This window comes from Arthrobacter sp. H14 (assembly GCF_000520495.1).
Taxonomy (GTDB): domain Bacteria; phylum Actinomycetota; class Actinomycetes; order Actinomycetales; family Micrococcaceae; genus Arthrobacter_C.
Window position 1 is genome coordinate 7,935 of the sequence record NZ_KI914673.1, and the last position, 21,740, is coordinate 29,674.

Annotated in this window: 18 protein-coding genes and 1 pseudogene; 11 read left to right on the forward strand and 8 right to left on the reverse strand. The window is 63.7% G+C overall.

Features of this window, described 5'->3' with window-relative positions; all coding sequences use genetic code 11:
• From Y707_RS0116250 to Y707_RS0116260, 3 genes are all read left to right on the forward strand, one after another.
• A partial coding sequence (locus Y707_RS0116250) for a penicillin-binding transpeptidase domain-containing protein (RefSeq protein ID WP_026535861.1) occupies nt 1–1,994 on the forward strand: 1,994 nt, incomplete at its 5' end.
• Nucleotides 1,995–2,019: 25 nt separating this feature from the next.
• Complete coding sequence (locus Y707_RS26810; RefSeq protein WP_162150236.1) at nt 2,020–2,982, forward strand: alpha/beta fold hydrolase; 963 nt, start codon at nt 2,020–2,022, stop codon at nt 2,980–2,982.
• Nucleotides 2,983–3,074: 92 nt separating this feature from the next.
• On the forward strand, nt 3,075–3,569 hold the full coding sequence (locus Y707_RS0116260) for a metallophosphoesterase family protein (RefSeq protein WP_026535862.1): 495 nt from the start codon (nt 3,075–3,077) through the stop codon (nt 3,567–3,569).
• A 151-nt stretch (nt 3,570–3,720) separates the two neighbouring features.
• Here Y707_RS0116260 and Y707_RS0116265 read toward each other — a convergent pair whose 3' ends face one another.
• Complete coding sequence (locus tag Y707_RS0116265) at nt 3,721–4,716, reverse strand: aldo/keto reductase (RefSeq protein WP_026535863.1); 996 nt, start codon at nt 4,714–4,716, stop codon at nt 3,721–3,723.
• Nucleotides 4,717–4,798: 82 nt separating this feature from the next.
• Between Y707_RS0116265 and Y707_RS0116270 the strand changes: the two genes are divergently transcribed.
• On the forward strand, nt 4,799–6,052 hold the full coding sequence (locus Y707_RS0116270; protein WP_026535864.1) for an MFS transporter: 1,254 nt from the start codon (nt 4,799–4,801) through the stop codon (nt 6,050–6,052).
• 47 nt (nt 6,053–6,099) lie between these two features.
• Nucleotides 6,100–6,939 (forward strand): formate/nitrite transporter family protein, encoded by an 840-nt coding sequence (locus Y707_RS0116275; protein ID WP_026535865.1) that lies wholly within the window; start codon nt 6,100–6,102, stop codon nt 6,937–6,939.
• A 24-nt stretch (nt 6,940–6,963) separates the two neighbouring features.
• On the opposite strand, the gene Y707_RS0116280 is transcribed toward Y707_RS0116275, so the two are convergent.
• Nucleotides 6,964–7,368: a YccF domain-containing protein gene (locus Y707_RS0116280; RefSeq protein ID WP_026535866.1), complete on the reverse strand. Its 405-nt coding sequence runs from the start codon at nt 7,366–7,368 to the stop codon at nt 6,964–6,966.
• A gap of 104 nt (nt 7,369–7,472) precedes the next feature.
• On the opposite strand from Y707_RS0116280, the gene Y707_RS0116285 reads away from it, so the two are divergent.
• Nucleotides 7,473–8,615 carry a pyridoxal-phosphate dependent enzyme gene (locus Y707_RS0116285; RefSeq protein WP_026535867.1) on the forward strand — a complete coding sequence of 381 codons (1,143 nt, stop codon included), beginning with the start codon at nt 7,473–7,475 and terminating at the stop codon, nt 8,613–8,615.
• A 145-nt stretch (nt 8,616–8,760) separates the two neighbouring features.
• Here Y707_RS0116285 and Y707_RS0116290 read toward each other — a convergent pair whose 3' ends face one another.
• Nucleotides 8,761–10,392 carry a DEAD/DEAH box helicase gene (locus tag Y707_RS0116290; protein ID WP_026535868.1) on the reverse strand — a complete coding sequence of 544 codons (1,632 nt, stop codon included), beginning with the start codon at nt 10,390–10,392 and terminating at the stop codon, nt 8,761–8,763.
• 321 nt (nt 10,393–10,713) lie between these two features.
• Here Y707_RS0116290 and trmB point away from each other — a divergent pair, with 321 nt between their 5' ends.
• Entirely contained in the window at nt 10,714–11,514 is an 801-nt protein-coding gene (trmB, locus tag Y707_RS0116295) for a tRNA (guanosine(46)-N7)-methyltransferase TrmB (protein ID WP_026535869.1), read from the forward strand.
• Here the strand turns inward: trmB and Y707_RS26815 are convergent.
• Complete coding sequence (locus Y707_RS26815; protein WP_051442113.1) at nt 11,484–12,197, reverse strand: anti-sigma factor family protein; 714 nt, start codon at nt 12,195–12,197, stop codon at nt 11,484–11,486. The genes trmB and Y707_RS26815 overlap by 31 nt on opposite strands.
• A complete protein-coding gene (locus Y707_RS0116305) occupies nt 12,194–12,691 on the reverse strand; it encodes a sigma-70 family RNA polymerase sigma factor (protein WP_026535870.1) in 498 nt (165 codons plus the stop codon). The genes Y707_RS26815 and Y707_RS0116305 overlap by 4 nt, the downstream gene beginning before the upstream one ends.
• 196 nt (nt 12,692–12,887) lie before the next feature.
• Here Y707_RS0116305 and Y707_RS0116310 point away from each other — a divergent pair, with 196 nt between their 5' ends.
• Entirely contained in the window at nt 12,888–13,421 is a 534-nt protein-coding gene (locus Y707_RS0116310) for a COG4315 family predicted lipoprotein (RefSeq protein ID WP_026535871.1), read from the forward strand.
• A 133-nt stretch (nt 13,422–13,554) separates the two neighbouring features.
• Here Y707_RS0116310 and Y707_RS26820 read toward each other — a convergent pair whose 3' ends face one another.
• Entirely contained in the window at nt 13,555–15,798 is a 2,244-nt protein-coding gene (locus Y707_RS26820) for a transglycosylase domain-containing protein (protein WP_051442114.1), read from the reverse strand.
• 51 nt (nt 15,799–15,849) lie between these two features.
• Nucleotides 15,850–16,860 carry an Lrp/AsnC family transcriptional regulator gene (locus Y707_RS0116320; protein ID WP_026535872.1) on the reverse strand — a complete coding sequence of 337 codons (1,011 nt, stop codon included), beginning with the start codon at nt 16,858–16,860 and terminating at the stop codon, nt 15,850–15,852.
• Nucleotides 16,861–16,987: 127 nt separating this feature from the next.
• Between Y707_RS0116320 and Y707_RS0116325 the strand changes: the two genes are divergently transcribed.
• Entirely contained in the window at nt 16,988–18,193 is a 1,206-nt protein-coding gene (locus Y707_RS0116325) for a M20 metallopeptidase family protein (protein ID WP_026535873.1), read from the forward strand.
• A gap of 14 nt (nt 18,194–18,207) precedes the next feature.
• Nucleotides 18,208–19,503, forward strand: coding sequence for an MFS transporter (locus Y707_RS0116330; RefSeq protein WP_026535874.1), 1,296 nt, complete (start codon nt 18,208–18,210; stop codon nt 19,501–19,503).
• Between the two features lie 51 nt (nt 19,504–19,554).
• Here Y707_RS0116330 and Y707_RS26825 read toward each other — a convergent pair.
• A pseudogene (locus Y707_RS26825) lies at nt 19,555–20,757 on the reverse strand (amidohydrolase).
• A 302-nt stretch (nt 20,758–21,059) separates the two neighbouring features.
• Between Y707_RS26825 and Y707_RS26830 the strand changes: the two are divergent.
• Nucleotides 21,060–21,740: IS30 family transposase (locus tag Y707_RS26830; RefSeq protein ID WP_162150237.1), on the forward strand; the 681-nt coding region annotated here is incomplete at its 3' end.

A 21,740-nucleotide genomic window follows, 5' to 3' on the forward strand; every position in this document is an offset into this window, starting at 1 on the left:
TTTCACTGACCAGCTGCGCCGACGACGGCCCGCCTCCCGAGCCCACTGCCGAGGAACTCGCCGCCGCCCTCTCCAAGCTGGATATTTCTTCAGTTCCGTTTGCCGAGGCGTCCGCGGCCGCCCCCAACAGGGCTCTGCAGCGCATAACCGCAGGGATGGACCCGATCGCTCCGGAAGTCACCGTCGCCGGCGTCGAAATAAATGAAGAGAACGACGACGCCGCGACGGCCAAACTCCGGTACACCTGGGACATCGAGGGACCAAAGGACTGGTCCTATACCAGCAGCGCTGAAATGACCCGTGGCGAAGAGGACCAGTGGCTCGTCTCCTGGGCACCCGACGTCGTGGTTCCCGAACTTAAACCCGGCGAAACCTTGACCATGCGCTCCACCCCGGGGGAGCGTGCGCAAATCCTCGGCGCCGGCGGTGACGTACTGGTCACCGACCGTCCCGTGATCCGTATCGGTATCGACAAGAGCCGGATCGAGGCGGGTCAATCAGCTGATTCCGCCGCGGCCGTGGCCAATCTGGTGGGGATCGACGCCGGCGCTTACGTTTCGCAGGTGGAGGCGGCCGGCGAGGCGGCGTTCGTCGAGGCGCTGACCATCCGCGATGATGCTGACCGGACCATCACGGATGCTGAGATCGATGCGATTGAGGGCGCCCGCGGGATCGAGGACACCATGTCGCTGGCGCCGACGCGGGAGTTTGCGCGGCCGGTCCTCGGAACGGTCGGATCGGCGACTGCCGAGTTGATTGAAGCGTCGGATGGGGCGCTGGAGGCCGGGGACGTGACCGGTTTGTCCGGCCTGCAGCAGCTCCACGATGCGCAACTCAGGGGAAAACCCGGAATCACCGTGCTGGCCCAGCCGGCGGCAGAACCGTCCGGGGAACAGGCTTCCGGGGACGGCGGCGGCGGAGAAACTCCTGCCCAGCCGCGGGTGCTGTTCGAGACCCAGCCCAAGCCGGGCGATCCGCTGAAGACGACGCTCAACCGGGATCTGCAGGCGCTGGCCGAAGACGTGCTCACAGCCGAGGAGTCGGCGAGCGCAATCGTCGCGATCCAACCCTCCACCGGAGAGATCCTGACGACGGCGACCGGCCCGGGGAGCAATGGCTTGGCGACAGGGATGCTCGGACAGTATCCGCCCGGATCCACTTTCAAGGTCGTCACCTCGCTGGGTTTGATCCGACAGGGCATGACTCCGCAATCCATCGTTTCGTGTACGGAAAACGTCACTGTCGACGGCGCCCAGTACCGGAACGCGCCGACCTATCCGCAGAGCGCCTTGGGCCAGATCCCGCTGAAACAGGCTGTCGCACATTCCTGCAATACGGCGTTCATCGCCGAGAGCGACACGTTGCCGCAAAGCGAACTCTCGGATGCTGCGGCGGCGCTGGGAATCGGCGTCGAAACCGAGCTGGGCTTTCCCTCCTTCCTCGGCAACGTTCCCACTGAGGCTGAAGGAACGGCACACGCCGCCTCGATGATTGGTCAGGGCCAGGTCCTGGTTTCCCCACTGGCGCTGGCCACGATGGCGGCTTCCGTAGGCGAAGGCGACCGGGTAACCCCGAAGCTGCTGGCCAGCGGGCCGGGCGCTGATGCTGGTCCGGATTCAGGTCCGGAATCCACCGCCGGAACGGGTGCCGGCGCGTCCGCGTCCCCGGAGGAAGGCAGCGCGGACGCGGGCACCGACGTCGAACCCGTCACCGGGGAAGAAGCCGCCATGCTGCGCGGGATGATGCGTGCCGTGGTGACCGAAGGCGGTGCCTCCATGCTGCAGGACATTCCGGGCGAGCCCGTAATCGCCAAGACCGGCACCGCGGAGTTCGGAACCGAAACGCCTCCGCGGACACATGCCTGGATGGTGGCGGTCCAAGGCGATCTGGCGGTTGCCGTGTTCGTGGAGGAAGGCGAGTATGGTTCCACTTCCGGCGGACCGTTGATGGAGGCATTCCTCGCCGGGGCCGCAGACATTATCGGAAAACCATGATGTGGCGGGCAGCCGCTCCCTGCGCATGAACACCTCCGATGGGCCGCAACCCCACAACTCCAACCTGGCAGGTCCACACAGCCCGGGGGTGCCGCTGCCGCACGAGACCGAGGTGCCGCGGCCCCACACCATCCGCACGGTGGCAAATGCCGGCGCGCGGCTGGCCGTTTTCGAATACGGTGCCCGAGCGGACAGTGACCATCCGGTGCTCCTGCTCGTGCACGGCTTTCCGGACGACCACCGGATCTTTGAGCCGCTGATCGCCGAACTCCGGGACGAGTACCGGATCCTGACCTACGACACCCGCAACGCCGGCCAATCCACCACAGACGACGACCGGTTGGAGCGGTTCCGGCTGCAGCGTCTTGTGGAGGACATGTTCGCCGTGATCGCCTCCGCCGATGCGGGACCGGTGCACGTCTTCGGCCACGACTGGGGTTCGATCCAGGCCTGGCACGCCGCCGAACACCCGTGGGCCACCCGCTATCTTGCCTCACTGATGTCGGTCTCGGGGCCCAACCTGAACCACATGCGGCAGTGGATCAGGTTGCGCCGGCGCCGGCCCTCCGCGTGGCCGGTCCTTGCCCGGCAGATGACCCGTTCCTGGTACGTGTCGCTGTTCCAGGTTCCGGTGCTGCCCGAGCTGCTCTGGAGGCTCACGCCCCGCCATTCCCACCCCGTTGTCCGTGGCCGCACCGTCACCCCGGAGTTCATCCGCGGGTTGGCACTGTACCGGGCGAACATCCTTCCGTACATGGCACGCGGGCCACAGCCGCGCTGCCAAGTGCCGGCCGCCGTCGTCGTACCCTTGCGCGACGTCGCACTGTCGCCCGCTTTGGTCGACGGCGTTGGCCGTTGGGTGCCACGGTTCCAGCGGATGGAGGTCGACGCCGAACACTGGTGGCCATTCACGCATCCCCGGGACTGCGCCACCCGGATCCGGGGCTGGATCGGACTGTGGGACAGGACCGGCCCGGACTATGAGTAACCCTGACTTGGCCTATGCGTAACCTGACCCGGGACTCTGACTAACCCTGGCCTTGGAACCGCTAACCCTGACTTGGCCTTGGAGGAGGTGGCATGACGACGAATCTGGTAATCATGGCGGACACACATCTGCCCAAGCGGGCGAAAGTGCTCCCGGCAGAACTCTGGCAGGCAGTGGACGCGGCCGACGTCGTTATTCACGCCGGGGACTGGGTGGAAGCCGCGCTCCTCGACGAACTCGACGAACGGTCCAAGCGGTTGATCGCCTGCTTCGGCAACAACGACGGTCCGGAGTTCCACGACCGGCTGCCGCTGATCGCAGAGGCCGGAATTGAGGGCCTCCGGCTGGCAGTCATTCATGAAACGGGCGCCAAACAGGGACGCGAGGCGCGGATGGACGAGCAGTTCCCCGGGCTGGACGTGCTGGTGTTCGGCCACAGCCACATCCCTTGGGACACGACAACGCCGAACGGTCTACGGCTGCTCAACCCCGGCTCCCCGACCGACCGACGGCGCCAGCCGCACTGCACCTATATGACTGCCTCGGTCGACGGCGGAAAGCTCACCGTCCAACTGCACCGCCTGTAGGCCCGGGGCCAGCGCTGCAAGACTGCACCCGCCTGTAGCCCGGCGCCTGCTCTGCAAGAGTGTCCCACTATTCAGCTATCCAAAGTGGGCACAGACCGTTCCGGCCCACTGGAAGCGGGTGAATAATGGGCCGCAGTAACCGACACCCAACCTATTCGCGGCCTTGGGACACCCAGTTCGGATCAGCGGACCGTTCGCCGACGGCCAGGGCCGCGGCTGAAGCCAGTTCGACCAGGTGCGCATCGGTGAGGACGGTGGAAAGCGCGCCGATGTTCTCCTCGATCCGTGCAGGCTTGCGGGTCCCCGGTATCGGCACTACTCCAAGACCGAACCGCTCCCCCTGCGCCAGCAGCCAGGCCAAGGCCACCTGTGCCGGCGTCGCTCCAACATCCGCCGCAACGGCCTGCACCACGTCCACCACGCGCGCGTTCGCGTCCACGGCGCCGGTGGCGAACCTCGGAAAGTTATGCCGGAAGTCGTTCTTGCCCAGACTGGCGGCGTTCACCGTACCGGTCAGGAAGCCGCGGCCCAGCGGCGAGTACGGCACAAACCCGACGCCAAGTTCGGCCGCAGCGGGGACGACGTGCTGCTCGACATCCCGGCTCCAGATGGACCATTCGCTCTGCACCGCCGCTATCGGGTGCACGGCGTGGGCGGCCCGCAGTTCGTCAGCGGTGACCTCCGACAGGCCCAGATGCCGGACCTTGCCTTCGGTCACGAGCCCGGACATCGCCCCGACCGTCTCCTCAATCGGCACGGTCAGGTCCCGGCGGTGCAGGTAGTAAAGGTCGATGACGTCAGTTCCGAGCCGCCGCAGGCTCGCCTCGGCGGATTCGCGGACATAGCCGGCGTCGCCGCGGGTGCCGGTGTAGCCGGCCGCAGGAGTGCCCATGATGCCGAACTTGGTCGCTATGGTGACTTCGTCCCGGCGCTTCGCCAGCATCCGGCCGATCACTTCCTCATTGCTGCCGCCGCCGTAAACGTTGGCCGTGTCGATGAAGCTGACACCGGCGTCGACCGCGTAATTCAGTGTGGCAAGCGCCTCCGACGGCTCGACCTCGCCGTAGACAGGGGTCAACGCCATGCCGCCGAATCCAAGACCGCTGACGCTCAGTCCGTCACCAAGGTCTGTATGCGATAGTTCCATTTCCTGCCCCTTCCGATGTATCAAGGCCGCACCCCGTGGCGCGAATGATACTGATTCTGCACGCGTGTATTAGAAAGAGAGTATGCCCGTACCCACGCCTTCGTCGCCACACGGCCAAAAGCCCACTGGCCGTACCGGGCTGCGGAGCAATGCGTTCAGGTTGTTGTTGGTCGCCACGATCACCTGCTTCTCCGGTTACACCCTGCTGCTTCCAACCGTCCCGCTCTGGGCAACCGGCGGAGGGGCCGGGGAATTCGGAGCCGGAGCCACCACGGCGTCGTTCATGCTCACAACCGTCCTCACCCAGATCGCCATGCCTTGGCTGCTGGATCACGGTGGCTACCGCTGGACTTTCGCGGCAGGAGCACTCCTGCTCGGGCTGCCCACTCCCCTGCTGCTGCTCAGCGCCGACCTTGCTCCGGTGATCGCCATTTCGGCGGTGCGGGGTATCGGATTCGGTATGGTGACCGTCGTCGGCGCCGCCCTGTCCGCACGCCTTGTGCCAGCGCAGCATTTGGGCCGCGCCGCCGCATATTACGGAGTGGCGGTGGGAATCCCGAATCTGGTTCTCCTTTCCCTCGGCGTTTGGATGGCGCTCAACCTGGGATTCGACGTCGTCTTCTGGATCGCCGCCCTCACGCCGCTGCTGGGAGCTGCCGCAGCCACGGCACTCTGGCAGACCGGCGGGGACGGAGTGCAGGATCGCGGCGCGCCGGAGAAGCCCACCCCGCGCACCTCCACCACCGCTGTTTGGCTGGCCTTGATAACACCTCTGCTGATCATGCTGGCTCTTGCCCTCGCCTCCAGCGCCATCGTCACCTTCCTGGCCATTCCGCTCAGCTCGGTGCCCCTGCTGGCGACGGCGGCGCTGCTGGGTTACGGTGCCTTGACCGTGGCTGGCCGGTGGATCGCCGGTCACGCCAGCGACCGGTCCGGCCGCCCGGTCCTGATCCTGCCCAGCACCATCACGGCCGCTGTCGGCATGGTGCTGGTCGCAGCAGCCCTCTGGTCGGCGAACGCCGGTTGGTCCGGGCCGGGAGTGCTGGGAGCGGTCCTCATCGTGCTGGGATCGACCATTTTCGGGGCCGCCTTCGGAGCGGTGCAGAACGACACCGTCGTGGCCATGTTCCGCCGCGCCGGTCCGGAGGGATACGGCACTGCCAGCTCCGTATGGAACATCGGTTACGACGCCGGTACGGGAGCCGGCGCCCTGAGCTTGGGAATCATCGCACAAACGTTGGGTTACGGCCCCGCCTTCGCCGTTACCGCCGTCGCCATCGCCGCCTGCCTCCCGGCCGCTGCAAAACTTGGCCGACGCAGGACTCCCGGCCAGTAGACTGCTTTCTAGTTACCTTCAGAACCAGCAGACCGGAGTGTGGGCACATGAGTGAAATACGCCGTCGTGAACTTGGAGAGACGGATGCGCCCGTCGAAGACGAACTGCTGCAGTCCTTCAACCGCATTGTTGACGAGGGCGGCGAACGGCTCGAGCGCACCTTCCGGGCCATGTTCATCACCGGGCTGTTCGGCGGATTGGAAGTGGGCGTCGGGGTGGCGGCCTACCTGGCCGTCCTCCACGAGACGCATAACCACCTGCTGGCAGGTCTGGCCTTCAGCATTGGGCTCGTCGCCCTGCTGCTGGCAAAGAGCGAACTTTTCACCGAAGACTTCCTGGTGCCGATCACCGCCGTCGTAGCCAAGGCGGCCAGCGTCGTCCAACTATGCAAACTCTGGGGCGGGACATTGTTGGCCAATCTGCTCGGTGGCTGGGTCTTCATGTGGATTGTTATGAAGGCGTTCCCGGAGTGGACCGGCACCATCACTACCTCCGCCAAGCACTTCATTGACGCTCCCTTCGACCTGCAGACCATCTGTCTCGCGGTTCTGGGCGGCAGCACGATCACGCTGATGACCCGCATGCAGCACGGCACCGATTCGGAGCCGGCCAAAATTGCCGCTGCGATTGCCGGCGGCTTCCTGCTCGCCGGGCTGCAGCTGTTCCATTCCATCCTCGACTCGCTGCTGATCTTCGGCGCCATCCAGGCCGGCGCGGAGATCACCTACCTGCAGTGGCTCGGCTGGTTTGGCTATACGCTGCTGTTCAATATCCTGGGCGGACTGCTCCTGGTCACCACGCTGCGGATAGTCCGAACCAAAGAACTGATCCAACAACGACGTCGGGAGGCGCCGGCCAATCCAGACGCGCCCCATGGGAAGAACTGACAGTCCCGGCCAAACAGCCCCGGCCTAACGGCGGATCGTCTGCGCAAACGGGCGCGACGTCGGCACGATTTCCTTGCCCAGCGGCATCAGTGAAACCGGGATCATCTTGATGTTGGCGATCGCCAGCGGGATGCCGATAATCGTGATCGCCTGGGCAACCGCCGTCACAACGTGGCCAATCGCGATCCAGATTCCGGCCACGACGACCCAGATGATGTTGCCAAGCGTGGACATGAAGTAGGTTCGCCCGCCCCGGTCGACCACCGTACGGCCGAAGGGCCACAGGGCGTACGCGCCGACCCGGAATGAGGCAATGCCGAACGGGATGGTGATGATCAGCAGGCAGCAGATCACGCCAGCCAGGAAATACCCCAGCGCCAGCCAAATGCCGCCGAGCAGAAGCCAGATGATGTTCAGAATCGCGTTCATGCTTCAATTCTCGCCGATGACCCTCGGTCGCGGCTATCGGGGTAATCCCCCAGCGAACACTGAAAATGCTGGCGGTGCGTGACACTCTTCGACACAATGGACAGGTGACTGACTATTCAGAGCGTCCGACTTGGTATGTCAACGCGGCCGCCCGCGAATTCAGAACCGAGCCAGCGCCAGTCGAGGTCCTCGATTTTCACCGCCGCCTGCCCGGTTATGAGGTGACAGCGCTGCGGGAATCCCCCGGGCTGGCCGACAGCCTCGGCGTCGGACGGGTGTTCGTGAAGGAGGAAGCCCGGCGGTTCGGCCTTCCGGCCTTCAAAATGGTCGGCGCCTCCTGGGCCATCCACAAAGCACTGGCTGAGCGGACCGAAGACCCTGACTTCGACTGGACCTTCGAGGATCTGGCGGAACGCTTCGGTGGCCCCGGCGGCCTCAAACTGGTGTGCGCAACAGACGGCAACCACGGCCGCGCCGTCGCCCACACGGCCAAGTTGCTCGATCTTGCCGCACACGTCTTCGTCCCCGCCGAGATTGGCCAGCGGGCCAAGGAAGGTATCCTTAGCGAAGGGGCGGAGCTCACGGAGGTCAATGCCCCCTATGACGACGTCGTCATCCAAGCAACTGCCGCAGCGGACTCGGATCCGGACGCCATGATGGTCCAGGACACCGCATGGGAGGGCTACGAGCGGATTCCCGGTTGGATCGTCGAGGGGTATTCGACCATCTTCCGCGAACTCGATTCGCAGCTTGCCGAGGCCGGGCTGGAGGGCCCCGACGTCGTCGTCACGCCATGCGGAGTCGGTTCGCTGATCCAGGCGACGGCGGCGCATTACCGCGGCAACGACCGGGACCCGACCGCGGTCAAACCCTCACTGCTGAGCGTGGAACCGGTGGAAGCAGCCTGCCTGCTGGAGTCGCTGAAAGCGAACCGTCCGGTCGCGGTACAGACTGGCCGCACCCGGATGGCGGGGTTGAATTGCGGCAAGGTTTCCACCATTGCCTGGCCCGTTCTGCATGGTGGCATTGACGCGGCAGTTTCAATTACCGAGGATCAGGACTTGGCGGCCGTCGAGGAGCTCGAGGTCCTCGGCATCGATTCCGGACCGTGCGGCGCCGCGTCCCTGGCCGGGCTCGAGACTGCCTTCGCCGATCCGGCAGTCCGGGAAGTCATGGGCGTCACGGCGCGGTCCGTCGTCGTTCTGCTGAGCACGGAAAGCCGCGAAGCCAACCCCGTCGAAGGCTGACGGACGGCATCCACCAACGACGCCGGCCCTGTCCAGAATGAGCTTGCGGGGATAACGCAAAACTGCCCGGGCCCGCTCGTGAAGAGCAGATCCGGGCAGTTTCAATGCCTGGCTGGCTGTGCCATGGCTGGCTGGCTGGAGGTGCCTAGCTGGCGCGGCGCGCGTTCGAGGCCGGTGCGCTGGCCCGGCGCGAACCGGAACGCTTTCCTGCCGACGGGCGCCCGGTGCCGGCCGGAGCCTGGCCACGGTTACCCGGGTTGTGCGCGCTCGAGGCGTTCGCCCGGCCGCCTGTATTGGCTGCCTTCGATCCGCCCTGGCGTGCTCCGCCGGAACCGCCTGGGCTCACGACGTGTCCGCGCTCAGCCGACCGCTGGTTGCCGGAACCCGTCCGCTCGCCCTCAGGACGCCCGGACCGGCCGCGTGATCCGCCGTTGCCTCGGCCGCCGCTTCCTGCTTCGGGAGCAACCTTGCCGCGTCCACCGGAACCACCACGGCCACCGGCACGGCGGGCACGCTTTCGCTCGGCATTGGCCCCCGTGGACTGTCCGGAGTACTTCTGTACGCTCTGCGCAGCAAGTTCGCGGGCACGGACGGCGGGATCAACCGTTTCCGCCTTCTCCCCCACGAGCTTGCCGACCAGCGGCGAGCTCGGCGTGACGTTCTCAAACGCCACGTCCACTCCGGCCGCCTTCATCAGCTTCTTCACATCGTTCTTCTGCTCCGGCAGCGTCAGTGTGACAACGACGCCGTCGGACCCGGCACGCGCGGTCCGGCCGGAACGGTGCAGGTACGCCTTGTGCTCGGTGGGCGGGTCGACGTGGATGACGAGTTCGACGTCGTCCACGTGCACACCGCGGGCTGCGACGTCGGTGGCAACCAGAACGCGGACGTCACCGCTGGAGAACTCGGCCAAGTTCCGGTCACGGGCGTTCTGTGAGAGGTTGCCGTGCAGGTCGACCGCCGGAATACCGGCCGTCGTGAGCTGCTTGGCCATCTTGCGGGCCTGGTGCTTGGTCCGCATGAACAGCAGCCTGCGCCCCTTACCCGCGGCGAGCTCCTGGATCAGCTTCTTCTTCTCGGTCTGGTCCCGGATCATCAGCACGTGGTGCTCCATCGTGGTGACCGCTGCCTGCGGGTCGTCGACGGAGTGCGTCAGCTGGTTGGACAGGTAGCGTGCAACAATCTTGTCGACGCCGTTATCCAGTGTGGCCGAGAAGAGCATCCGCTGACCCTGGGCCGGGGTCTTGTCCAGCAGGCGCTTCACCACCGGCAGGAAGCCGAGGTCCGCCATGTGGTCGGCCTCATCGAGCACGGTGATCTCGACCGACTCCAGAGAAATGATCTTCTGGTTCATCAGGTCTTCGAGCCGGCCCGGGCAGGCAATGACAATGTCGACGCCGGCACGCAGCGCCTTTTCCTGGCGCTGCTGCGACACACCGCCGTAAATCACGGTCGTCGTCAGGCCAAGCTCATTGGCCAGCGGCTCAATGGTCTTGTTGATCTGTGTTGCCAGCTCGCGTGTCGGCGCCAGGACCAGGCCAAGCGGGCGGCCGGGCTTGCGGCGGTAGGCGGCTTCGGCGTCGGCCAGGCGGGATACCAGCGGCAGTGCAAAGGCGAGGGTTTTACCCGATCCGGTGCGGCCACGGCCCAGGACATCGCGTCCGCCGAGGGTGTCCGGCAAGGTCTTGACCTGGATGGGGAAGGGCTCCTCGATGCCTTGTCCGGCAAGAAGGGCGTTCAGCGGCTTGGGCACACCAAGGGCAGAGAAAGTAGTCATGAAATGCAAAAGTCTTTCGGTCGTTGTCCCGTCGCTGCCGGTTGGCGCGCGGGTCCGCCGAAGAAATATGAAGAGTCGCACCCGGCATATCTATCAATGCGTTTCTGATGGCAGTTTCGACTGGGATCAGCCAACCATGAGGAACTTCCGCGGGGTGGAGCACAGCGCTGGGGCGCTGAAATCACTAAGGATTGTCGTCAGATTCATCGACGCAGGTCCGCATTGCTGCGGAGCAAGTATCCCGAGTCTATCAGTGCCTGGCGGTCTGTCTGCATTTGGAGACGCGCATCACAGCGGGACCAACGGCTATTCTGGAGGACGATGAGTACTGAACCAATGCAGGACGCTGACACGCCTCAGGGCAATCCGCAGCCCAACTTCCGCACCAAACCTGTCTCTTTCGTGCGCCGCGGTGCCCGCCTCAGCGCCGGCCGGCAGAGGGCTTGGGACAACTACCGGGACGAGTTTGTTATCGACGTGCCGCGGCATATCGCTGATACGTCGGTCGATCCGGATTACGTGTTCGACGCCGGGACAGCCTTTGGCCGCGAAGCTCCCCTGATTGTGGAGATTGGCCCGGGCGTCGGCGAAGCCGTCGTCGAAGCCGCCAAGGAGCACCCCGAGCAGAACTTCCTCGCCATCGAGGTCTACACACCGGGCATCGCCCAGACCCTGATGCAGATTGGCCGGCACGGCCTCAGCAATATCCGCCTGATCCAGGCGAACGCTCCTGAGGTTCTGGAAACGACGCTGCCGCGCGAATCGGTTGATGAACTATGGGTGTTCTTCCCTGACCCGTGGCACAAGGCCAGGCACCATAAGCGGCGCATGGTCTCCCCCCACTTCGCTGAACTGGCCGCCCGGGTGCTGAAGCCCGGCGGGCTATGGCGGCTGGCCACCGATTGGGCCGACTATGCCGAAGTCATGCGTGAGGTGGGCGACGGCGCCAGCGGTTTCACGAATGTGCACGCCGGCGAACGGACCAGTGCCGAAGACCCGGCCGGCGGCTGGGCGCCCCGCTTCGAAGGCCGGACGCTGACCGGTTTCGAGAAGAAAGCAGGCGAAGCCGGCCGCGGTATCCACGACCTGGCCTACAGGCGGACCTCCGGCGGCGGAGTCTGATCAGCGGCGTCAATATCGACCGTCACTGAGGCGACTTCGCCCTGGCCTGAGCCACCGACGCTCACGCCCGCTATCTGCTCCGGCTTCGTTGCGGTGGCCCCGGTCAAGCGGACGACCCCGCCATCTGTGGCGCTCCACGTCGCGACTTCTTCTACCGTTCCATTGCTGCTGGTGATCCATAAGGTCAATTCACCGCTGGTTGGCAGGTCCTCGCCGTCGAGCACAATCTCTGTCCCCCATTGCTTGTGCACCAGATCGACTTCGACGACGGCGCCGGACTCACCCGACATGGTGAACTGGTCCACGGTCTGCTCCGGCGTGTTGATGACCGGGCCAAGCATGATCCCCATCGCAAAGAAGGCAGCAGCTGCAGCAGCGACCAGGACGCCCGCCCGCCGTCGTTCCTGCCGCCGTCGCCGCGCAATCTTATCCATCAGGCCGACGACGGCACGCATCTCGTGTTCTCCCCGTGCCTGCGTGCCGCCGGAGTTCCCGGTGGAGTCCGCCTCGGCGGAATCGAGAGTATCCAGCAGGGCAGGCAGCCGGTTCAGGTTCTCATACTCGACCCGGCAGTCCGTGCACTTCCTGAGGTGGTCCTCCAGCACCGCACGATCAGAGGGTTCGAGACCGCCGAGGACATACGCACCGATTGAGTGTTGGATTTCGTCATGGTCAGGTTTCATGACATCACCCCCATTCCACTCAGCGCTTCCCGCAACTCCCGGAGTCCATAGTATGCGCGGGATTTCACCGTCCCGGCGGGGATTTGCAGCAGCTCTGCGGTCTGCGCGACCGTGAGGCCCCGGTAGTGCAGGGCGACAATTACGCCCCGGTGCTCAGGACTCAAACTGCCGAGTGCTTCCTCCATGGTCAGCTTCAAGAGAAGCTCGTCGACGCCATCGCTGTAGAAATTATCATCCAGGTGGTCCGGTCCTGCCTCCACCGGCCGGTGCGTACGGCGGCGGTAGTTGTCGATGATGACGTTGCGGGCCGTCCGGAAAAGGTACCCGCGCATGTTGGTCGTCCGTTCAGGGGCATGCTGCCAGACCCGCAGAATGGACTCCTGGACAATGTCTTCGGCCTGGTCAGGATTCGACGTAGCCGAAGCCGCAAAGCGCCGCAGCGCCGGGCCGTGCTCCCGGTATAAGCGCATAACCGCCTCACTGTCCATGGACATCAGGCCGTCCTCGCCCCCAAACCGCACTGTCCGCGGCCGGTACTTATTAGGACGTGCGCATGCTCCGGCAGGTTCATCACAATTTTTCGGCTCCTCGTTGAACCATTCTGCACTGAAATAGCGTCTCGATAAATAGTGACGGCAATCCGTTCGCCACTGCCACATTAAGCATTGGACTTTCCGGGAGGAACCGGTCATGAAAAACCTATGGACTACAAGTTGGGCAGTTGGCGCGGCAGCGCTGCTGGCGCTGACTGCCTGTGGAGGGACAGCGGATGATGCAGGAGCGCCTGCGGAGTCGGAAGCTGCTCAAACGGAATCGGCAGATACAGGCGGAGGTGGTGACACCGAGGACAGCCCGGCCGCTGCTGCCGCAGCCCTGATGACGGCCGACAGCCCTGTCGGTGAAATCGTCGTCGACAGCGAAAGTATGGCCGTCTACTACTTCGACAACGACGAACCCAACTCCGGCGAAAGCACCTGCACCGGCGACTGCCTCGTCGCCTGGCCACCGGTCATCGTCGACAGCGAAACACCAAAAGTCGACGGCGTCACCGGCGAAGTCGGCACCATCGAAACCCCCGACGGCGAACTGCAAGCCACGATCGACGGACTGCCGGTCTACTACTATGTAGATGACAAACAACCCGGCGACATCACCGGTCAGGCAGTTGGAGACGTCTGGTGGCTCGTCGCCCCCAACGGAGACAAAATCACCGACACACCGTAACCGGCCAGGCCGGCTCCATCCCCCGGCGTTCCGCCGCCGGACGTCCTGCAATACCCAGTTTGCAGGACGTCGGCGGTGGAACGTTGGTATGAGCAGCCGGTCATCGTTGGTGCGGACAAGTTGGCGCCAACGATCAGTCATCGTCGCTTTCCTGGTCTTCATCCTGCCCGGTGCTCTGCCGCTCGATCATTTCCGCAGGCGGGTCCGGGAAACCAGAGGTTGGATAAAGGTCCGCGACTTCAGTCATGTAAGCGGACCAAGCCTCGCCGGCGTAGGTAGCACCGTCGACGTAGTCCAGAGTTGTGCCGTTTCCCAGGAACCGCAGGCCGTCGAGCGAACGGTTCTTGTCCGGGTTGCCAACCCAGGATGCAGTGGAGAGACCACGTGTGTAACCGACCGTCCAGGTCTGGACTGAATCGTTTGTGGTGCCGGTCTTCAATGCGGCCGGGACTTCCGGATCCAGCTCGAAGCCAGAGCCGCGTTCGATAACTTCCTGCAGAGCGTAGTTGACACCCTGTGCCACTTCTTCATCCACCCTTCGCTCACAATCCTGCCGGGGGATGTCCAGTTTGTTCCCGTTGCGGTCGGTGACGGAGACAATTGCGTATGGCTGGCAATAAGTTCCGCCGGACGAGAAAGTGGCGAAGGATGACGCCATGGACAACGGACTGACGGAGTAGCTTCCGCCGCCGATGAGGGATGAGATCAGCAGATTGTTGATCTCTTCTCCGGTCCGTCCGTCGTGCAGTCCGGTTGCATTGGCCATGTCTGCAATCCCGCAAAGATCCAGTTCGGCGGCCGATGCCATCGTTGCGGTATTGATGGATTGCACGATGCCGTCCAGCACGGACATTCTTTCGTAGAAGCCCCTCGAGAAGTTGCTGAGCAGAAAGGTCTCTTCGAGGGGATCGTCCGGGTCGTAATGACCGAAGTAGTCCTCGCCGGGCACGCAACCCGCCTGCCAGGGAAAGTCCCGTTCGTAGCGCCGCTGGGAAGCGTCCACCGTGTCACCCAAGGACCGGCCGTCATCAAGCCAGGCAGCCAAGGTGTAGGGCTTGTACGCCGACCCGAGTTGGTAGCCGCCGGTGCCACCCATGTTGGCGTCGGCGTTGAAGTTGAAGCTGTTGCTCCACTGGCCCTTGGGCGCGGCCAATTCGGTGTTCTGTGCCATCGCCAGGATCTTGCCCGTGCCCGGCTCAACCGTAACCATTGAGGCGCCGATCTTATCCGGGTTGGCTCCCGGAGGTGCGGTGTCCTCAACCTCGTCCTGGGCGACCTTCTGCAGCCGGGGATCCAGCGTCGTCTGGATGGTCAGCCCGCCGCGGCGCAGCAGTTTTCCCCTGTCTTCAAAGTAATTGCGCCGGGCGACCTGCATCTGCTCAGCCTTTTCCGGCTCGTTCTCGAGCATGTCCGCAGTGGGGGCGGGCGGGGCGCCGTGCGCCACGAACACGTGCTCGACATAGTCGCAAAAGTACTGAGCCACATTCGCCGCAACGCAGCCATTACTGACCGGACTCACATTGAGGCCAAGGTCCGTGGCGGCAGCGTCGTCGTGCTCGGCTTTTGTGATTTGTCCTTGCTGGAGCATGGCGTTCAGCACGACGTCGCGCCGCTCCTTGGCGATGTCCGGGTTAAGGGTCGGGTCGTAAAGACTCGGTCCACGGACCATGCCCGCCAGCATGGCCGACTGTTGCAGATTCAGCTCGGAAGCGGGTATGCCGTAGAAGTATTGGGCAGCGGCCTCGACGCCATAGGCGTTTGGATTGAAGAAGACGATGTTGAGGTAGCCGGTGAGGATTTCCTCTTTGCTGAAACGCTTTTCGACGGCGATGGCGAGTTTAGCCTCACGCACCTTGTCGCCCAGATCCTTATTGTCGCCAATCAACAGTTCCTCGTCGCTGTTTGAACTCTTGATCGCTTCATTCTGCACATTGGTGACGTATTGCTGGGTGATGGTGGAAGCGCCCTGCCGTGCCCCATTCATGACGTTGTTGGCCGCGGCACGCATGATGCCCTGAGGATCGACACCATTGTGTTTATAGAACCGGGAATCCTCAATCGAAATGATTGCATCTTCCATGGCGTCCGCGACGTCGCTAAGGTCTACGGGTTTGCGGTTCTCTTCATATACGTTCGCGATTCTGGAACCATTGGCCGCGAGAACCCGGGATGGTTCGGAAAGCGGCGTCACCGCCAATTCGGAGGGCAACTCGTCGAAAAAGTCGATCGACCGGACCCCGGTAACCGCGGTGCCTGCCACGAAGGGAATAAAGAGAGCGGCCGCCAGCACCCCACACAAGGCGCTGATTCCCAGAAAACCGAGAATCCGCACCAAAGTGAGGACCAACTTCTTACCGGACGATCCCCGGGCTGCCATGTCTATCAGTTTACAACCGGATGGTTATTTATCTCCTGCCCTTTTCTGCGATTATCCCAATGGAGTGGGAACGTTCGGGACGACGACGTCGCCTGTCGCAGTTCCGTCCGGATGCAACAACCATCCAACCCGTTTTGCATGGTTGAGGGTGATTGCGCTTTCGACCAGTTCGATGCCGGGAACCCGTTCCGAAATTGTCTGTTCAGCCGTCAGAACATCCGCGACCGACCGGAGCCAGAGCACGAAAATGAAGTTGGTGAGCCCGCTGGTGGAAACACAGAGGCGCAGATTGCGGAAGGATTTCAGCGCCGCCGCAGCCTTACGGTGCTCACCCGCGGGAACCCTGGCGAACCACTGACAGCTGACAGGCAGGCCCGAGTACGATTGCGCAATCTCGCACCGGAACGACAGCGTGTTGCCGGCCAGGATCCGGTTCAGCTGGCGCCGGGCCGTGGCCGGATGGACGCCGGTCTGCCGCGCAATATCGGCCACACTCGCCCGTCCGTCACGGGCAAGAACCTGCATGATCGGCCAGTAGCTTTCCGGCAGCCGCCCGGGTTCCACGGGTTCGACGGCGGCGAACTGCGCCAGCATTGCCTGTTGTGTCCGGTTGAGCACATTGAGCCGCCATGCATGGCCGGCCGAGTGCAGCCGCGTCGCGACCGAGGTTTGGCATTTCGTCAGTCCGTCGATGCCGATAACCCGGGGCAGCACCCGTCGGCTCAATTCCTGCAACGAGGGCGTGATGACCGTGAGCATCATGTCGCGGTTGCGTGCGCTCTCCTCCACGGAGATGACCTCCGGAATGGCACACAGATCCTGCACCACAGCGGGCCGTTTATCGAGTTCGCATTCCACGTCATGGAAGGAAAGCGACATTTGTTCCGGCAATCCGACCGGATAGGCAGTCACCCAGGCGGCGCCGGCAGCCCGCAACCGGTCCCATCTGGCGGCAAGCGTCGTCGGATGCGCACCGAGGACGTCGCCTGCCTGCGCCCAGGTCAGCCGCGGTGCGATCTGCAGCGCGTGAACCAGCGCAAGATCCTCCTCTGCTACTTCCATGGCGCCTCCGTGCACATATTCTTGATGGAAGATGAACAATATGTAAATTTTCTGCGATTTATACGACTGTAGGCTACATCACTTCACACTGGAACATGCACCTATTTCCATGCTGAGGAGACAAACAGTGAGCGTACGTGCCGACGCACAACAGCTGCAGGGCGACATGCAGGGCTTCCGCCGGGCAATGCACCAGGAGCCGGAGATCGGCCTGGAGCTGCCCCGGACCCAGGAACGGGTTCTCAATTCCCTCTCGGACCTGCCTTTGGATATCAGCCTCGGCACGGATTGCAGTTCGGTCACTGCGGTTCTCCGCGGTGAGGCCGGCGACGGACCTGACCGGCCGGCAGTACTATTGCGCGCCGATATGGATGCCCTTCCCGTGCAGGAACGCAGCGGAGCGGACTTCACATCCCGGATCGATGGCGCCATGCATGCCTGCGGCCATGATCTGCACACCGCCATGCTGTTGGGGTCCGCCGAGCTTCTGGCGGACCGGCGGCACCAGCTGGCGGGCGACGTCGTCTTCATGTTTCAACCCGGAGAAGAAGGGTACGACGGCGCCTCGGTCATGGTCCGCGAAGGAGTCCTGGAGGCGTCCGGCCGCAAGGCTGACGCCGCCTTCGGCATGCACGTGTTTTCAGCACTTGAACCACATGGCACCTTCGCCACCAAGCGCGAAGTGATGATGTCGGCCTCCGACGGACTGTTTGTGACCGTCCTCGGCGCCGGCGGTCACGGTTCCGCTCCGCACCTGGCCAAGGATCCGGTGACCGCGGTGGCGGAAATGATCACGGCCCTGCAGGTCATGATCACCCGCCAGTTCAACATGTTCGACCCTGTGGTCCTCACCGTCGGCCGTTTGGAAGCCGGCACCAAACGCAATGTCATCCCGGAGACTGCTTCCTTCGACGCCACCGTCCGGACGTTCTCGGCTGCGGCGCAGGAAAAAATGATGACGGCGGTGCCGCAGTTGCTGAAGGGAATCGCCGCCGCGCACGGCATCGAGGTCGACGTCGATTACCGCACCGAATATCCGTTGACGATCACCGATGTGGACGAAACCACCCGGGCAGAGAACGTGATCGACGAGTTGTTCGGCGAAGACCGGCACAGCCGCTGGGCCACACCGCTGAGTGGATCCGAGGATTTCTCCAGGGTGCTCAACGAAGTTCCCGGCAGCTTTATCGGACTCGGCGCCACAGCACCCGGCGAAGACCACATGTCGGCGCCATTCAACCATTCACCGTATGCAACGTTCGACGATGCCGTCCTCAGTGACGGAGCAGCCCTGTACACCGAGCTGGCCCTGAACCGGCTCACCGCCAAGTAGTGGAGCAAAGGAACATGACGACTACAGCACCCACCACACTCCCCTCGGAAGAACTGACCGCCGCGCAGCAGAAGCGCAAATCGGTATTGGGAACCGGCGTCGGCAACGCCCTCGAATGGTATGACTGGGCGATTTACGCCACGTTCGCGCCATTCTTCGCCGGCCAGCTTTTCAATAATGCGGATCCGCTCTCGGCCGTGCTATCGACCTTGGCGGTCTTCGCCGTGGGCTTCCTCGCCAGGCCGTTCGGCGGCTTTGTCTTCGGTTGGATCGCCGACCGCAGGGGCCGCAAGGCCTCCATGACCCTGGCCGTGGCGCTGGCGTCCATCGGCAGCCTGCTGATCGCCATCACGCCGACCTTTATGGCTGTGGGTGCCTTCGCCTCGCTGATGCTGCTGGTAGCGCGTTTGATTCAGGGACTCGCCCACGGCGGAGAGCTGCCGAGCGCGCAGACATACCTCTCGGAGACGGCGCCCCGCGAGCGGCGCGGCTTCTGGGCGAGCCTGATCTACTTCTCCGGCACCCTGGGAATCCTGTTCGGCACCCTGCTCGGCGCGATCCTCACCCTGGCTCTTTCCGAAGACCAGATGCTGGCCTGGGGTTGGCGGATTCCATTCGCTCTCGGCGCGGTGTTTGGCCTGTACGCCTTGTTCATGCGGATGCGGATGAAGGAAACCGACGTCTTCACCGAGTCCGGGGGGACAAAGCATGAGCCGATGTGGGGACAGATCGTCAAGTACCGCAAGCAGGCGCTGCAGGTGATTGGCCTGACTGTAGGTCTGACAGTGACGTACTACGCGTGGGGCGTTGTCGCTCCGACCTTCGCCTCCACCTCGCTGGGAGTGGACCGCGGCGCCGCACTGTGGGCCGGAGTCGCTGCGAATATCGTGTTCCTGGCAGCCTTGCCGGTATGGGGCAAACTCTCCGACCGTTACGGCCGGCGCCCCATCCTCTGGACCAGTGCCCTTGGCTGCGCGGTTATGTTCTTCCCGATGACCTGGCTGCTGCAGGATTCGGCCTTCCAGCTGTTCATCGCCATGTCGGTGATGCTGATCTTCATCGCCGGGAGCGCATCGATTGTTCCGGCCGTCTACGCGGAGCTGTTCCCGACAAGCATCCGCACCGTAGGGGTAGGCGTTCCCTACTCCATCTGTGTCGCCGTCTTCGGCGGCACCGCGCCCTACCTGCAGACCTGGCTTAATTCAATCGGCGGGCCGACTGCGTTCGCCCTCTACACCGTCTCACTGCTGGTGGTGTCCTTCCTGGTCATCTTCACCATCCCGGAGACGAAGGCCAAGGACCTGCACTAAGCGCTCCGGACGACGGCGCAGCGGAAGACGCTGCGCCGCCGTTTCGCAATGTCAGACAATCTTCAGTTGGTCGGCGACAACGCGGCCGCCATGGATCACGGTACGGTTGGCTGGCCGGTCCATGATGGCCGAGGTGACTGTTTCGCCGTCGACCATGACCAGCTCTGCCGGATCCCCTGCCGAGACCCCTGGGCGGTCCGCAACCGAAGCCGGCCGGGCGACGTCGTCGAACATCATTTAAGCTCCACCCACCGAGGCGACGGCCAGGCAATGTTCGATCTGCTGATCGGCCCGGAATCCACTCGTGAAGGCCAGCTGCCACGTACGGTCCAGCATGTCCGCATTTCCATACGGTGACCAGTAGTCACGTTGCCCATCCTGGCCGAGCCCGACCCGGATCCCGGCTTGGGACAGGTGCTGCAGTGGAAGCACCGCCTGGGCTGCGGGCGCGATGGTGGCGGTGGAGATGTCCACTTCGGCGAAGTCGTCGATCAGTCTGTGGGTGGTGGCCTCGTTGATGCCCCAGAGCGCGTAGCCGTGCGAAATGGTCACTTTGGATTGCATACCGAGGGCTTTGGTCCGCTCCACGATCAGTTCTGCGCTGAAAACACCGAGCTGCCCCGGTTCATGCAGATGGATATCGATCGGGACCTGGTACTTTTCTGCCAGGGAGAATACAATATCCAGGTGTTTGGCCGGATCGCGGTCCAGAGCGCAGGGATCGATGCCGCCCACCACGTCGGCACCCCGTTTCAGCGCCTCTTCCAACGCCTCGACACTGCCCGGTTCCCGCAACAGACCGGCCTGCGGGAACGCGATGATCTGCACGTCCGCGCGGTCCCGGTGGGTCTCACGTGCGGCCGCGACGGCGTCGAAGCGTTCCAGCCGGCAGTCGGCATCGACCTGCGCGAAGCTGCGCACCCTCGTGGTCCCCCGGGCGATCATCAGCTCCAGGGTATGCGCCACCCGCTCATGGATGTCCACCTCGGCCGTACGCCAGTTCCTGCGATCGTTGAGCATCATTCCCCAAACGCCGGGGGAACCTGTATGTTCACGGAACGGCAGGCCGAGACGGGTGGAATCCAGATGCACATGCACGTCCGAGAACGAAGGGAGCAGCAATCTGCCATGGCCTTCAACAACATTGCCGTGGCGCTCACTTTGCGGGTCGTGCGGCTCGACAGCGGTAATCCGGCCGGAATCCAGCGTCACATCCGCCGGTTCCCCACCCCACGGCCGGACGTAACGAAGGATTGTTTGTGGCACGGACGACCTCCGGGTTTCTGCTCCTGGCCTCGGCGCGAGGACCACCTGACCGGATCCAGCCTATTCCACGCCTGTGACAACGTCCGTTCTTTTCCTGGCAAAGTCATAGGGTCAATGCAACGCTCTGATTATTGAGGAGTGTTGGGATGCCAAAAGGTAGGCCAAAATCGATCCAGCTCAGGGATGAGTTTTTCCGATTGATATGTTCCGGAGTTCCGATGGGAGAAGTCGGTGCGCGGTTGGGCGTGTGCCGAGGTTCCGGAAGCGTGTGGTGGCGTGATGCTGGTGGGATGAAACTCAAAAAAGGATATAGCGGTGGTGGTCTGGCCGATCCGCCCGTCAGTGAGGGAATATCGGGAAGTGGCCGGCTCTCCAGACAGGAACGGGTGATCATTCAATGTGGATTGCGGCACGGACGCAGCTATGGTCAAATCGCGGCCGAGACTGGCCGGGACAAGTCGGTGATCTGGCGGGAAGTGGCCCGGAACCGTAATGCCGATGGGGTCTATCACGCCGATATGGCCCATGCCCGGGCCCATGGTCGGGCGCACCGGCCGAAGTCGTTCAAACTGATCGATAATCCGAGGCTGTGCGAGAAGATCGAAGATTGGATGAACGAGGGGTGGAGCCCGAAGCTGATCTCACTGGTTTTGGCCCGTGACTTCGCCCATGATGAGAACATGCAGGTCAGCCACGAGACGATATACCAGTGCCTGTATGTCCAGGCACGAGGCGAGTTACGCAAGGACCTCTACCGATGCCTGAGCCTCAAACGGGCGCGGAGGGTGCCGGGGAAGAAGGACCGCACCGACGGGCGGGGCAAGGCCTTCCGGGACGCTCTTAAAATCAGTGAACGGCCGGCTGAAGTCGAGGACCGGGCGATCCCTGGCCATTGGGAAGGGGATCTGATTATCGGCACCGGTGGCCGTTCAGCGATCGGCACCCTGGTCGAACGCACCACCCGGTTCACC

Excerpts from the sequence above, each read along its gene's own strand:
- Y707_RS0116320 (WP_026535872.1), bottom strand. The coding sequence starts at position 16,860 with ATGGAAGTAGCAGAGGAGGATCTTGCGCTGGTTCACGCGCTGCAGATC.
- Y707_RS0116260 (WP_026535862.1), top strand. The coding sequence starts at position 3,075 with ATGACGACGAATCTGGTAATCATGGCGGACACACATCTGCCCAAGCGG.
- Y707_RS0116280 (WP_026535866.1), bottom strand. The coding sequence starts at position 7,368 with ATGAACGCGATTCTGAACATCATCTGGCTTCTGCTCGGCGGCATTTGG.
- Y707_RS26820 (WP_051442114.1), bottom strand. The coding sequence starts at position 15,798 with ATGGCAGCCCGGGGATCGTCCGGTAAGAAGTTGGTCCTCACTTTGGTG.
- Y707_RS0116290 (WP_026535868.1), bottom strand. The coding sequence starts at position 10,392 with ATGACTACTTTCTCTGCCCTTGGTGTGCCCAAGCCGCTGAACGCCCTT.
- Y707_RS0116330 (WP_026535874.1), top strand. The coding sequence starts at position 18,208 with ATGACGACTACAGCACCCACCACACTCCCCTCGGAAGAACTGACCGCC.
- Y707_RS0116275 (WP_026535865.1), top strand. The coding sequence starts at position 6,100 with ATGAGTGAAATACGCCGTCGTGAACTTGGAGAGACGGATGCGCCCGTC.
- Y707_RS26815 (WP_051442113.1), bottom strand. The coding sequence starts at position 12,197 with ATGAAACCTGACCATGACGAAATCCAACACTCAATCGGTGCGTATGTC.
- Y707_RS0116270 (WP_026535864.1), top strand. The coding sequence starts at position 4,799 with ATGCCCGTACCCACGCCTTCGTCGCCACACGGCCAAAAGCCCACTGGC.
- Y707_RS0116310 (WP_026535871.1), top strand. The coding sequence starts at position 12,888 with ATGAAAAACCTATGGACTACAAGTTGGGCAGTTGGCGCGGCAGCGCTG.
- Y707_RS0116265 (WP_026535863.1), bottom strand. The coding sequence starts at position 4,716 with ATGGAACTATCGCATACAGACCTTGGTGACGGACTGAGCGTCAGCGGT.
- trmB (WP_026535869.1), top strand. The coding sequence starts at position 10,714 with ATGAGTACTGAACCAATGCAGGACGCTGACACGCCTCAGGGCAATCCG.
- Y707_RS0116305 (WP_026535870.1), bottom strand. The coding sequence starts at position 12,691 with ATGTCCATGGACAGTGAGGCGGTTATGCGCTTATACCGGGAGCACGGC.
- Y707_RS26810 (WP_162150236.1), top strand. The coding sequence starts at position 2,020 with ATGAACACCTCCGATGGGCCGCAACCCCACAACTCCAACCTGGCAGGT.